The sequence below is a fragment of the Enterococcus sp. DIV0183 genome (assembly GCF_050541505.1).
Taxonomy (GTDB): domain Bacteria; phylum Bacillota; class Bacilli; order Lactobacillales; family Enterococcaceae; genus Enterococcus; species Enterococcus faecalis.
Genome location: NZ_CP172932.1, coordinates 1,329,874 through 1,342,834 on the forward strand (window position 1 = coordinate 1,329,874; position 12,961 = coordinate 1,342,834).

At 38.0% G+C, this 12,961-nt stretch carries 13 protein-coding genes; all 13 read left to right on the forward strand.

Annotated elements, in window-relative coordinates:
- Positions 1 to 2 precede the first annotated feature (2 nt).
- The 13 genes from aroA to queG all read left to right on the forward strand — a co-directional run bounded on the left by aroA (position 3) and on the right by queG (position 12,957).
- Complete coding sequence (gene aroA / locus IGK72_RS06585; protein WP_002360320.1) at positions 3 to 1,289, forward strand: 3-phosphoshikimate 1-carboxyvinyltransferase; 1,287 nt, start codon at positions 3 to 5, stop codon at positions 1,287 to 1,289.
- 19 nt (positions 1,290 to 1,308) lie between these two features.
- Positions 1,309 to 1,815: a shikimate kinase gene (locus IGK72_RS06590; RefSeq protein ID WP_002366687.1), complete on the forward strand. Its 507-nt coding sequence runs from the start codon at positions 1,309 to 1,311 to the stop codon at positions 1,813 to 1,815.
- Positions 1,816 to 1,822: 7 nt separating this feature from the next.
- Positions 1,823 to 2,671: a prephenate dehydratase gene (gene pheA / locus IGK72_RS06595; protein WP_002397303.1), complete on the forward strand. Its 849-nt coding sequence runs from the start codon at positions 1,823 to 1,825 to the stop codon at positions 2,669 to 2,671.
- Positions 2,672 to 2,814: 143 nt separating this feature from the next.
- Positions 2,815 to 3,987: an LCP family protein gene (locus IGK72_RS06600; protein ID WP_070415842.1), complete on the forward strand. Its 1,173-nt coding sequence runs from the start codon at positions 2,815 to 2,817 to the stop codon at positions 3,985 to 3,987.
- A 75-nt stretch (positions 3,988 to 4,062) separates the two neighbouring features.
- The gene (locus IGK72_RS06605; protein ID WP_002382324.1) at positions 4,063 to 4,911 is read left to right on the forward strand and encodes a DegV family protein; all 849 of its coding nucleotides are present in this window, start codon (positions 4,063 to 4,065) and stop codon (positions 4,909 to 4,911) included.
- Between the two features lie 193 nt (positions 4,912 to 5,104).
- Complete coding sequence (locus tag IGK72_RS06610; protein ID WP_002357574.1) at positions 5,105 to 5,299, forward strand: hypothetical protein; 195 nt, start codon at positions 5,105 to 5,107, stop codon at positions 5,297 to 5,299.
- A gap of 11 nt (positions 5,300 to 5,310) precedes the next feature.
- Positions 5,311 to 5,787 carry a hypothetical protein gene (locus tag IGK72_RS06615; RefSeq protein ID WP_002357573.1) on the forward strand — a complete coding sequence of 159 codons (477 nt, stop codon included), beginning with the start codon at positions 5,311 to 5,313 and terminating at the stop codon, positions 5,785 to 5,787.
- A 77-nt stretch (positions 5,788 to 5,864) separates the two neighbouring features.
- Positions 5,865 to 6,197 (forward strand): ACP phosphodiesterase, encoded by a 333-nt coding sequence (locus tag IGK72_RS06620; RefSeq protein ID WP_002357572.1) that lies wholly within the window; start codon positions 5,865 to 5,867, stop codon positions 6,195 to 6,197.
- A 35-nt stretch (positions 6,198 to 6,232) separates the two neighbouring features.
- Entirely contained in the window at positions 6,233 to 8,287 is a 2,055-nt protein-coding gene (locus IGK72_RS06625) for a cation:proton antiporter (protein ID WP_002360309.1), read from the forward strand.
- 110 nt (positions 8,288 to 8,397) lie between these two features.
- A complete protein-coding gene (locus IGK72_RS06630) occupies positions 8,398 to 10,287 on the forward strand; it encodes an ABC-F family ATP-binding cassette domain-containing protein (RefSeq protein WP_070415916.1) in 1,890 nt (629 codons plus the stop codon).
- Between the two features lie 17 nt (positions 10,288 to 10,304).
- Entirely contained in the window at positions 10,305 to 11,252 is a 948-nt protein-coding gene (locus IGK72_RS06635; RefSeq protein WP_002357569.1) for a thymidylate synthase, read from the forward strand.
- A 17-nt stretch (positions 11,253 to 11,269) separates the two neighbouring features.
- Positions 11,270 to 11,764, forward strand: a complete 495-nt coding sequence (gene dfr, locus IGK72_RS06640) for a trimethoprim-sensitive dihydrofolate reductase (RefSeq protein ID WP_002360302.1) — start codon at positions 11,270 to 11,272, stop codon at positions 11,762 to 11,764.
- A 23-nt stretch (positions 11,765 to 11,787) separates the two neighbouring features.
- Entirely contained in the window at positions 11,788 to 12,957 is a 1,170-nt protein-coding gene (gene queG / locus IGK72_RS06645; RefSeq protein ID WP_016616361.1) for a tRNA epoxyqueuosine(34) reductase QueG, read from the forward strand.
- Positions 12,958 to 12,961 lie beyond the last annotated feature (4 nt).

Genomic DNA, 12,961 nt, shown 5'->3' on the forward strand with positions numbered 1-12,961 from the left:
TGATGAGGGTGCAACTACGTACAAATGTGAAACATTTACAAGGGACTCTGATGGTTCCTAGCGACAAATCGATTTCCCATAGAAGTATTATGTTTGGAGCGATTTCTTCTGGAAAAACGACGATTACAAATTTTCTAAGAGGCGAAGATTGTTTAAGTACCTTAGCGGCGTTTCGTTCTTTAGGTGTGAACATTGAAGATGACGGGACGACAATCATCGTTGAGGGGCAAGGATTTGCAGGCTTAAAAAAGGCGAAGAATACAATTGATGTTGGAAATTCAGGGACAACAATTCGTCTGATGCTGGGCATTTTAGCTGGCTGTCCCTTTGAAACGCGCCTAGCTGGTGATGCGTCTATTGCCAAACGACCGATGAATCGTGTGATGCTTCCTTTAAACCAAATGGGAGCGGAATGTCAAGGGGTTCAGCAAACGGAGTTTCCGCCAATTTCTATTCGCGGGACTCAAAATTTGCAACCGATTGACTACACAATGCCTGTTGCAAGTGCTCAAGTTAAATCGGCTATTTTATTCGCCGCTTTGCAAGCCGAGGGCACTTCTGTAGTGGTTGAGAAAGAAAAGACACGTGATCATACAGAAGAGATGATTCGACAATTTGGTGGGACACTTGAAGTAGACGGTAAAAAAATTATGTTAACTGGACCGCAACAATTAACAGGTCAAAATGTGGTAGTTCCTGGTGATATCTCTTCTGCAGCTTTCTTTTTAGTTGCGGGTTTAGTAGTCCCAGATAGCGAGATACTTCTGAAAAATGTTGGCTTAAATCAAACACGGACAGGTATTTTAGATGTGATTAAAAACATGGGTGGTTCCGTCACTATTTTAAATGAAGATGAGGCCAATCACTCTGGCGATTTACTTGTAAAAACGAGTCAATTAACAGCTACAGAGATTGGTGGCGCTATTATCCCACGTTTAATTGATGAGTTACCGATTATTGCTTTGTTAGCCACTCAGGCTACTGGCACGACAATCATTCGAGATGCAGAAGAATTGAAAGTCAAAGAAACCAATCGGATTGATGCAGTAGCGAAAGAATTAACAATTTTAGGCGCCGACATCACGCCTACTGATGATGGCTTAATTATACATGGACCAACTTCTTTACATGGTGGAAGAGTTACCAGTTATGGGGATCATCGTATCGGGATGATGTTACAAATTGCTGCATTACTTGTAAAAGAAGGCACTGTTGAATTAGATAAGGCTGAAGCAGTTTCAGTTTCTTATCCAGCATTTTTTGACGACTTAGAACGTTTAAGTTGTTAACGAAGGAGGATAACGAACCGTGGAAAGCATTGTTTTAATTGGTTTCATGGGTGCGGGTAAAACAACTATCGGCCAAAGTTTGGCCAATAAACTAAAGATGCCTCATCTTGATTTAGATACAGCGTTAATTGAAAAAATAGGACGCTCAATTCCTGACTATTTCGAAAAATATGGTGAAGCAGCTTTCCGAGAACAGGAAACCCAACTTTTAAAGGAGCTGTCAAAAAATACAGCCGTCCTTTCAACTGGGGGCGGGATTGTTGTCGGACCAGAAAATCGTAGCTTATTAAAATCTTTTCAGCAAGTGATTTATTTACATGCGACACCAGAAGAGCTGTTAAAAAGAATCAAAGAAGATACTGAAAACCAACGGCCCTTAGCTATAGAACGTTCTTCAAAAGAAATCATTGCTTTGTTTGAGTCTCGTAAAAATTTTTACGAAGAATGTGCGAAGATGACAATTGATACGACCAATCGCTCACCAGAAGAAATTATCAATGAAATTCTGCAACAATTAAAGGAGTAGAGAAACGATGAAAGTTGGTTATTTAGGTCCGATTGGTTCCTTTACGTACAGTGCAACGTTGGCTGCTTTTCCTGATGCTACGTTGATACCGTACGCATCGATTCCAGCTTGCTTGAAAGCAATTGAACAGCAAGAAGTGGCATGTAGTATTATCCCAATAGAAAACACGATTGAAGGAACTGTTAACGCATCGATAGATTATTTGTATCATCAAGCGCAGTTACCTGTCCAAGCAGAGTTAGTTTTACCGATTCAACAACAATTAATGGTGGCAAAAGAGAATCAAGCGATCTGGCAACAAAGTCAGAAAATTTTATCACATCCGCAAGCATTAGCTCAATCGCAGATGTTTCTAGCGAAAAACTTTCCAGAAGCGATTTTAGAAGCAACGCCTTCAACAGCTTACGCCGCCAAATACATTGCAGAACATCCAGAATTACCTTTTGCAGCTATTGCACCAAAACTTTCTGCGGAAATGTATGATTTGACCATTGTTGAAAAAAATATACAAGATTTATCGGTAAATCAAACCCGATTTTGGGTTCTTGGTTCTGAAAATTTAGCGATTTCTTTCCCGCTATCTGAGAAAAAAATAACGCTGGCGATTACGATGCCAAGTAATGTTCCTGGCTCTTTACACAAAGCATTAAGCGTGTTTAGTTGGCGAGGGATTAATCTTAGCAAAATAGAATCGCGGCCGTTGAAAACAAAGCTAGGAGAGTACTTCTTTTTAATGGACTTAGTGAAAGATCAACCAGAAAAATTAATTGAAGCAGCTTTAACAGAACTGGAACTGATTGGCGCAGAAATAAAAATTTTAGGGGATTACCCGATCTATGTTTTGTCCACACTTTAAAGAGTTAAAAATGAAAATGAAGCTTACTTATTAGATAAAGTGAGTTTCATTTTTTATTAAATTACATATTTGTAATAGGAATTTCCTGTGAAATGAGGTATCCTAAGAAAGGTGATAAAACACAGAGGTAAAGGAGTGACACGATGAGTCGTGTAGATCGTTATAAACATATTCATGAAAAATCGAGACCAGCAGAGCATAAAAAGACCTTTAATCCCCGAAAATCAATGGGTGAATATAGAGAAGAAGAACCAGAAGAACTAGCTGAAAGCCTTCAAGAGCCAGTTTACGAAGACAGCTATACTGAGGACAGTCGCAGAAGTGAAAGGCGACATCAAACAGATTCAGGTGGTGGCAACGGTTCTGACCAACCACCCCGCGGAAAAAAAGACAAGAAACCAAAAAAGAAACGTAAAAAATCAAAAACAAAACGCTTTTTCAAATGGCTAGTGATCCTATTGATTCTGTTATTTGCCTATAGTACAGTCATGTTTTTAAAAGGAAAATCTGCAGCAGAACATGATGACTCGTTGCCTCAAGAAAAAGTAGAAACATTTAATGGTGTCAAAAGTAGCAATGGGGCTAAGAATATTTTAATTCTTGGCAGCGATACACGTGGGGAAGATGCTGGACGAGCCGACACAATAATGGTTCTCCAACTAAATGGACCATCAAAAAAACCGAAATTAATTTCATTTATGCGTGATACATTCGTGGACATTCCTGGTGTCGGGCCGAATAAAATTAATGCCGCATACGCTTATGGCGGTGCTGAATTGGTTCGTGAAACGTTAAAACAAAACTTTAATTTAGATACGAAATATTATGCTAAGGTAGATTTCCAATCATTTGAAAAAATTGTTGACTCTATGTTTCCAAAAGGTGTCAAAATCGATGCAGAAAAATCACTGAATTTAGATGGCGTTGATATTGAAAAAGGGCAACAGGTCATGGATGGACATATCTTACTTCAATACGCTCGCTTTAGGATGGATGAAGAAGGCGACTTTGGTCGGGTTCGTCGCCAGCAACAAGTTATGTCAGCTGTAATGAGCCAAATGAAAAACCCAATGACTTTATTAAGAACCCCAGAATCACTTGGGAAATTAGTCGGCTATATGTCGACAGATGTGCCTGTTAGTTTCATGTTAACGAATGGACCATCATTGTTGATTAAAGGAAAAGCAGGGGTTGAGTCATTATCGGTTCCGGTACCAGATTCTTGGAATTTTGGTGAATCCTCTTATGCAGGCAGTATTTTAGAAGTAGATGAACAAAAAAATGCTGACGCCATCGAAAAATTCCTGAACGAATAAGGAAAGCATTTTAAAATATCCTTTTTTATGCTATATTAGAAACAACGTGGAAAATTAGTGAAACGAGGTTACAAAATGAAAATTGCTATTGTGACAGATAGTACAGCTTATTTACCCGAGCGCATTAAAGATCATCCGAATCTTTTTGTAATTCCCATCCCAGTCATTTTAGATGGAAAAATATACAACGAAGGCATTGACATTGAAGCAGATGAATATTATGCATTGCTAAATAATAGTAAAGAATTTCCGACGACTTCACAACCTGCTTTAGGAGAAGTGTTAGAGCTTTACAAATCAATCGCTGAACAAGGGTACGACACCATCATCAGCATTCATCTTTCTTCAGGAATCTCTGGTTTTGTTCATACATTGCACGGACTTACTGATGAAATCCCAGGCGTTGCTTTGTATCCATATGACTCAAAAATTACAAGTATGCCAATGGGACACATGGTAGAAGCTGCTTTAGATTTAACAGAAGAAAAAGCCAGCTTAGAAGAAATTTTTGCCAAATTAGATTTAATTCGTGACAATACGTATGCATATCTAATTGTAGAAGATCTGAACAACTTAGTTCGTGGCGGTCGCTTAACGAATGGCGCAGCCTTGATTGCTGGACTATTGAAGATTAAACCTATCTTGACTTTTGAAGATGGAAAGATTGTATTATTTGAAAAAATCCGTTCAACAAAGAAAGCTTTTGCTCGTGCAGAAAAGATTATTGGTGAACGAAACGCAGGGATTGAAGCACCAGTTAAACTGTACGTGATTCATGCCAATAACCGCATCGTTGCTGAAAAAGAACAAGCAAAATTACAAAAGCTATACCCAAATGCAGAAATTGAAATCGGTCATTTTGGTCCAGTTATCGGGACCCACCTAGGGGAAAAAGCAATTGGTTTAGCGATTTCAGCTCAATAATAAAAGATGAGACAAAAGTAAACTACTTCTGTCTCATTTTTTATTCTATTATTTTATCGTTCGCTGCTGTTACTCAGCCGAATACTTTTTGTTTATAAGAAAATGTAAAATTACTCCTTTTTATTAGAAAATATCTTGCAAATTAAGCAATTCCTTACAAAGTAATGTATACTAAGGAAGAGGAGGCGGTTAAATGAAAAGAAATATAGCCTTGTTGCAAAGCGAAAAAATGAAAAAAGTTCAAGCTTTAGCAAACTACTACCAAGAATCAATTGACTTACCGCCTGGAAAAAACCGTGAGGCGGTTATCAAAAAGATTAACGAATCAAAAAAAGAAATTAAAGAAATAAATGATATATTAACAGATATTCAAAAGAAAAAGAAATAAAGGAGTCGTTTGTGATTATCGATGGATTTACGTTATTGCTATTTTTATTTGTCGTCGTTATGTATGGTTACTTTTACTTCGTACGTAAAAGTATTGTAATTCCGGCTGCAAAACATCCTACAACAAAATATTTAGTTGCTTTTTTTAGTTTAATGATTCTGGCCAATGCATTTTCGGCAGGAGATAAAATTGAAATGATTCGAAGTGTGTTATATATTTTGATTATCTTCAGTTTTCTTTACGATGCAAGAGGTTTTGCGGAGGACTGTATTATTACGCATCCTTTTGACAATCGGGGCACGGCCTTTAAAGATATCGAAAAGATTGTCCTTGTTCAAAAGTCGAACGGTATTCGTTTAGGGTATTTAAAAAAAGGCAGAAGAGGGGTGGTTTTACGCTTTTCTGCGCCACTAGAAGAAATGGTTCTTTTTCTTTCAACACGGATGAATGAAGAGGCAGAAATTGATATTATTGTTAATGAAGATTAACCATGTTCAGCTCCTAGAAATCAGCTTTTCCCGCGTTAAGTTTTGTCTGAATTTCTTTTGAAAAAAAGAAAGCAATTTTGCTTGTACTTTTGGTAAAATTTGTTATAATTAGTCAGATTAAATTTTGGAAGGAAGTTGTTTCGGTGAGTGAAGAATTTGAAAAGTGTGTCGCTGACTTGAAAAAGAAATATCAAGCAATCCCTGAAGAAAAACGACAACACTTTGCAGAACGTATGCAAAAGAAAAATTTCTTACGCTACAAAAAAATTGAATTAATTAAAGGAGAACTTCTTCGTTTAGAAGCACGACGCGCTCAATTGGAACTTTGCGAACGCAGTTCTGAGTTAGAAGAAGTCGAAAAGAAAATTATTCTTAAAAAGAAAAAATTACTTAAATGTTTTGATCGGTAAGTCAATAAAAATTTAATATAGAAGGGAATGATAGGATGGAATTTACCTTTCTAATCATTGTTTTTGCACTGTCTATTACCTTCTCAAACATATTCAACCGGATTGTTCCCGTCATTCCGCTGCCAATTGTGCAAATTATTGTAGGCGTTCTAATTGGTTTAACTAAAATGGGGCAGGAAATTGAATTTGAGCCTGAAGTGTTTTTAGTAATGATTATTGCACCGCTTTTATTTAGAGAAGGGGAGCTAATCAATCTGAAAGCAATGATGAAAAATTTCGGGATGATTCTTTTCTTGGCCTTTTTTGGTGTGTTAATTACCTTAGTCGGAGTCGGCTGGACCCTGCATATGATTTTGCCTACTTTACCATTAGCCGCTTGCTTCGCTTTTGGGGCGGCTTTAGGGCCAACGGATGCGGTGGCGGTAGGTTCGTTATCAGGTCGAATTGACATCCCTGAACGTTCGATGAACATTTTATCTGGTGAAGGACTCATTAATGATGCATCAGGCGTTACAGCCTTTCAATTTGCATTAGCGGCTTTGTTAACGGGGTCATTTTCGCCGGTGGAAGCGGCAGGGACCTTGGTTATTTCCAGTATTGGTGGAGCGGTAGTCGGAATCGTGTTAGTTCTATTAAAACAGCAAATTGTTCATTTACTTGAAACTGCAGTGGCAAAAGATGTTACAGGCTACTTGTTGATTGAATTACTCTTGCCATTTATTGCTTATTTAATTTCAGAGTTGATTGGCGTTTCTGGAATTATTGCTGCTGTGATTGCTGGAATTATGCAAGCGTCTAGTTTGAAAAAAGTTTCGCTTTTTGAAGCAGAGCTGTCAAATGTTGGCGAAAGTATTTGGAGTATGATTGAGTTCACTTTAAATGCCTTAGTTTTCTTATTCTTAGGAATTGAACTTTCTCAAGTGTTTTCGCCAATTTGGATTGACCAACAATATTCAAACTGGTTCCTACTAATGGTTGTTCTAATTATTAGCGCCGTTGTCTTTTTGATTCGTTTCTTAGCCATTTTCAGTGTTTACACGCTTCAACATGGCCTTAAAAAAGTTAAAAACGCAATGAATGAAATGCTGATTTTAACTTTTGGCGGTGTTAAAGGAACAGTGAGTTTAGCCACCATCTTTATTTTGCCAACAGCGATTAACGGCGAGCATTTTAAAGAACGACCGTTATTACTATTCATTACGGCTTGTGTTATTTTGGTGACTCTGATTGGTGGGATTCTAGTTTTACCATTTTTAACTGATTCAGAGACGGAAGTGGAAAATGAAGAGTCAGTCGAAATTGATTTATTACGTGATGTCATTGATGTCTTAAAACAGCAAAATGAAGAGAATCCTCGTGGTGAAATGAATGCGGTCATTGAAAATTATCAAGATCGTTTAAAAGAATTGTATACCGAGCAGCTAAGTGCGGAACGAAAACAAGAAGTGCAAGAGTTGCGGACGTTAATTGTGTCCATTGAACGAGACGGCTTAGAAGAAAGTCTGAAACAAGGAGAAATTAGTGTCAGAAGTTATCGTATGTATCAACGCTTGATTACACGGATGCAACGGTCGATTGCCAAACAATTATTATCGATTGTAGGCTTTTGGTTATTATTTGCTCGACAAATCATTTCGATTCTTTTACATCCTAAGCTATTTTTCAATCGTGGTGAAGCTTCTGAAGAAGAAAAAGAATTACGAAATGAAGAACTAGAAAATATTCGCCAAGTTTTTCTAAGAAATTCTCAAGTTATTCTGAAGAGTTTAGATAATTTGCGCGGTGTCTATGATGATGATTTAATTGATTTCTTCATTGACGGACGCTTGGATTTAGCCCATAAGTTTGAAAAAGGCGAATTTATTGATTCATATATTGTTCATACGGAGACAGACTATGTCAAAGACCTATTATTAGGCTTCCAAGAAGAACGACGGATGATTGATCATTACGAACAATCTGAACGCATTTCAATTATCGAAGCGAACGAGTTACGAAAAAATGTCAATTTATTAGAGAGTTATTCGATTAGCGGCGAAGTGAATAATGTTCCGCTGAAACGATTTGTTAAAAATTTTAATAAAGAATAAGTAATAGTGTATGAGATGAAACCAAGATGATTTTTATCTCATGCACTTTTTTTATAATCCAATTTTTGATACAATAAGCAAGACCAAAATAGAAGGAGTTGGTAGTGTCGGTGAAAGAATTAAAAGTAACAGATTTAACCAAAACATATGGGGAAAAAACACTATTTGATCATCTTTCTTTTTTGATTCATGAAAAAGATCGCATTGGTTTAATTGGGATTAACGGCACAGGGAAAACCAGTTTATTAAATATTATTGCTGGCGTAGATAGCGGTGATGGTGATCTTGCTGCAATTCAGCAGCCAAGTGATTATCAAATTGGGTACCTTTCCCAGAATCAAACATTTGACGACAATATTACGATTGCAGAAGCCGTGTTTCAGGGAGACAGCCCGATCATAAAAGCGGTCAAAAATTATGAATTAGCGTTAGCTGCTTTAAGTGAGAATGGTTTAGACGAAGGGGTTCAAAGACGTTACACGCAAGCAGAAGAAGCCATGAATAAACAAGATGCTTGGACAGCAGATACCAATGCAAAAATTATTTTACAAAAATTAGGTATTCCCACATTGGAAAAGAAAATAGGTGAGCTTTCTGGTGGGCAGTTAAAACGAGTAAGCTTGGCGCAAGTCTTAATTGAAGCGCCTGATTTACTGTTATTGGATGAACCAACGAACCATCTGGATTATGAAACGATTGAATGGCTGGAAAACTTTTTAAATAACTATCGTGGCGCGGTTTTAATGGTGACCCATGACCGCTACTTTTTAGATCGAGTAACCAATCGGATTTTCGAACTTTCTTTTGGAAAACTGTATGAATACAAAGGAAACTATGAAACGTATGTGATGGAAAAAGCCGAACGTGAACGTGTCGCTGTAGAGCAAGAAGAAAAAAGAAAACGCCTCTTCAAACAAGAACTTGCGTGGATGCGAGCAGGAGTTCAAGCACGAGGAACGAAACAGCAAGCAAGAATTGATCGGTTTCAGAATTTAAAAGAAAACTTGCATCAGGTACAAACCAATGGCACCTTAGAAGCAGACTTTGCCACGCAACGTTTAGGGAAAAAAGTTCTGGAAATCAAGGAAGGAAATTATGCCATTGATCATAAACAGCTTTTGAAAGACTTTAATTTACTCATTCAAGCAAACGATCGAATTGGCATTACTGGTAAAAACGGTGCAGGCAAATCCACGTTATTAAATATTTTAGCTGGCCGCATTCCTTTAGAGAGTGGTCTATATAGTATCGGTGAAACCGTCCGAATTGGCTATTATACCCAGCAAAACGAAGAAATGGATCCTAATCAACGGATGATTGCTTATTTGCAAGAAGCAGCAGAAGAAGTGAAACGCAGTGATGGAAGCAGCGTTGGGGTCGCTGAAATGTTAGAGCGCTTTTTATTTCCTCGTTTTATGCATGGCACACTGATTGGCAAACTGTCTGGTGGAGAAAAACGCCGGTTATATCTCTTAAAATTATTAATTAGTCAGCCTAACGTGTTATTATTGGATGAGCCAACCAACGATTTGGACATTGATACGTTGACCATTTTAGAAGATTATATCCAAATGTTTAAAGGAGCGGTAATTGCGGTTTCTCATGACCGTTATTTCTTGGATAAAACAATGGATAAATTGTTAGTTTTTCAAGGAAATGGTCAGATCCTATCATTTTATGGCACGATGAGTGAATATTTGACGAACCAAAAAGAACAAGAAAAGGTCAAAGAAAAACCGCTCAATAAACCATTAAAAGAAGCATCGACAGAAAAGAAAGAAAAAACAAAGCTGACTTATATGGAACAAAAAGAGTGGGCAACAATTGAAGAAGACATCACACAATTAGAAACGAAATTAGAAACATTAACTGAAGAAATGAATCATCAGGGTGATGATTTTGTTCGTTTACAAGAATTGCAAGAAGCAGTAACAGCAACGGAACAATTGTTAGAAGAAAAAATGAATCGTTGGGAATACTTGAGTGAATACGCGGATTAAGAGACGGAGGGAATAAGATGGAAGAAGCATACTTAGCGCTAGGAAAAAAGATTTTAGAAGAAGGTCATTTTAAAGAAGACCGTACAGGAACTGGGACGTATAGTTTATTTGGCTATCAAATGCGTTTTGATTTGGCCAAAGGATTTCCCTTACTAACAACCAAACGAGTACCGTTTGGCTTGATTAAAAGTGAGTTATTGTGGTTTTTAAAAGGCGACACGAATATTCGCTATTTATTAGAGCGAAATAATCATATTTGGGATGAATGGGCGTTCGAACGTTACGTAAAAAGCGCAGATTATCAAGGACCAGACATGACGGATTTTGGGCATCGTGTCTTACAAGATCCAGCGTTTGCAGAACAATACAAAGAAGAACATCAAAAATTCTGTGATGCCATTTTAAATGATGCAGAGTTTGCAGAAAAATATGGTGAATTAGGGAATATTTATGGTGCGCAATGGCGTCACTGGGAAACCAAAGATGGTAGCTTTATTGATCAATTAGCTAATGTGATTGAAATGATTAAAACCAATCCTGATTCTCGCCGTTTAATTGTTTCCGCTTGGAATCCAGAAGATGTGCCTTCAATGGCGTTGCCGCCTTGTCACACTATGTTTCAATTTTATGTAAATGAAGGAAAATTAAGCTGTCAACTTTATCAGCGCAGTGCCGATGTTTTTTTAGGTGTTCCTTTTAACATTGCAAGCTATGCTTTATTGACACATCTGATTGCACATGAAACAGGTTTAGAAGTGGGGGAGTTTGTACACACGCTAGGAGATGCCCACTTATATCAAAATCATGTGGAGCAAATGCAAGAACAATTATCACGAGAAGTTCGTTCTTTCCCAACGCTCGTTTTGAATCCAGACAAGGCTTCTGTTTTTGATTTTGATATGGAAGATATTAAAGTAGAAGGCTATGACCCACATCCAACGATTAAAGCGCCGATTGCCGTATAAAAAAGGAGAGAGAAGCTATGTTAGCAGCCATTTGGGCCCAAGATGAACAAGGAGTGATTGGTAAAGAAGGCAAATTGCCTTGGCATTTACCCAACGACTTGAAATTTTTCAAGGAAAAAACAATTCATAATACATTGGTCTTAGGACGTGCAACTTTCGAAGGCATGGGATGTCGTCCGTTACCAAATCGAACAACGATTGTTCTTACCAGTAATCCGGATTACCAAGCTGAAGGCGTTTTGGTTATGCATTCCGTAGAGGAAATTCTTGCGTATGCTGACAAGTATGAAGGCGTGACCGTTATTGGTGGAGGTTCTGTCGTTTTTAAAGAACTGATTCCCGCATGCGATGTCTTATATCGGACAATGATTCATGAAACGTTTGAAGGCGACACTTTCTTTCCAGAAATCGACTGGTCTGTTTGGGAAAAAGTTGCCACTGTTCCCGGCGTCGTGGACGAGAAAAATCTCTATGCACATGACTATGAAACGTATCATCGAAACGATAAATAATAAAATGAAGGGAGGCATGAGCAATGCCGACATTGAAAGAAAAAATTATTCAAGAGAGTCAACGTTTAGGCATCGATAAAATCGGCTTTACTCATGCTGAACCATTTATTGAATTAGAAGATTCTCTGCATGAACAACGAGAGCGAGGATATAACTCGGGGTTTGAACATCAAAATGTGGAAGAACGAATTTACCCAGAAAAAACGTTTGAGCATCCTAAAAGTATTATCTCCATTGCTTTAGCTTATCCCACCAAAGCTCAGGGAAAAATGCCTAGAGATGAAAAGCGTGGCCAATTTGCGCGAGCCTCTTGGGGAATTGACTATCATCACATTTTGCAGGATCGGTTGCAAAAATTAATTGCTTTTATTGAAGAGCAAGCTGCCACTGAAGCAGAAAAAGAACACTGGCGTTTTCGGCCGCAAGTGGATACTGGCGAATATGTCGACACCGCTGTTGCTCAGCGGGCGGGTTTAGGATTCATTGGTAAAAATGGTCTACTGATTACCGAAGAATTTGGTTCCTTTGTATATTTAGGTGAGGTGACCACCAACATTCAATTTGAGCCAGATGAACCTGTTCCAAACGGTTGCGGTGATTGTACTCGTTGTATCACAGGGTGTCCTACAGGGGCTTTGTTAGGGGACGGTCGAATGAATGCTCAAAAATGTTTGTCTTATCAAACGCAAACAAAAGGCATGATGCCTGAAGAGTATCGGAAAAAAATGCGTAACGTCATTTATGGTTGCGACATTTGTCAGCTGGTTTGCCCTTATAATAAAGGAAAAGATTTTCATTTTCATGAAGAGATGGAACCAAAGATTGAAGAAGTTTATCCCAAATTGGCACCGTTATTAACTATTTCCAATAAAGAGTTTAAACAGCAATTCGGACACTTAGCAGGCTCTTGGCGTGGTAAAAAACCATTGCAACGGAATGCCTTGATTGCGTTAGCGAATTTGGGCGGCCGTGAAGCTATCCCACAAATTATTCTCTGTTTAAATGATCAGCGTCCTGTCATTCGCGGAACAGCTGCTTGGTCGTTAGGTCAGCTCGCAAAAAGAGAACCTGAGCAAAGTTTAGAAGCTTTAAATTATCTACTTTCTGTAGAAACTGAAGCAGAGGTTATCGAGGAAGCTCAAAAGGCTATTTACTTGTTAACAAGCAAAAAAGGAAGCCGCTCAACGGAGTGACTTC

Bases quoted from the DNA above. Each gene is read 5' to 3' on its own strand.
- aroA (WP_002360320.1), top strand. From the start codon at position 3: ATGAGGGTGCAACTACGTACAAATGTGAAACATTTACAAGGGACTCTG.
- pheA (WP_002397303.1), top strand. From the start codon at position 1,823: ATGAAAGTTGGTTATTTAGGTCCGATTGGTTCCTTTACGTACAGTGCA.
- IGK72_RS06600 (WP_070415842.1), top strand. From the start codon at position 2,815: ATGAGTCGTGTAGATCGTTATAAACATATTCATGAAAAATCGAGACCA.
- IGK72_RS06605 (WP_002382324.1), top strand. From the start codon at position 4,063: ATGAAAATTGCTATTGTGACAGATAGTACAGCTTATTTACCCGAGCGC.
- IGK72_RS06610 (WP_002357574.1), top strand. From the start codon at position 5,105: ATGAAAAGAAATATAGCCTTGTTGCAAAGCGAAAAAATGAAAAAAGTT.
- IGK72_RS06625 (WP_002360309.1), top strand. From the start codon at position 6,233: ATGGAATTTACCTTTCTAATCATTGTTTTTGCACTGTCTATTACCTTC.
- IGK72_RS06635 (WP_002357569.1), top strand. From the start codon at position 10,305: ATGGAAGAAGCATACTTAGCGCTAGGAAAAAAGATTTTAGAAGAAGGT.
- dfr (WP_002360302.1), top strand. From the start codon at position 11,270: ATGTTAGCAGCCATTTGGGCCCAAGATGAACAAGGAGTGATTGGTAAA.
- queG (WP_016616361.1), top strand. From the start codon at position 11,788: ATGCCGACATTGAAAGAAAAAATTATTCAAGAGAGTCAACGTTTAGGC.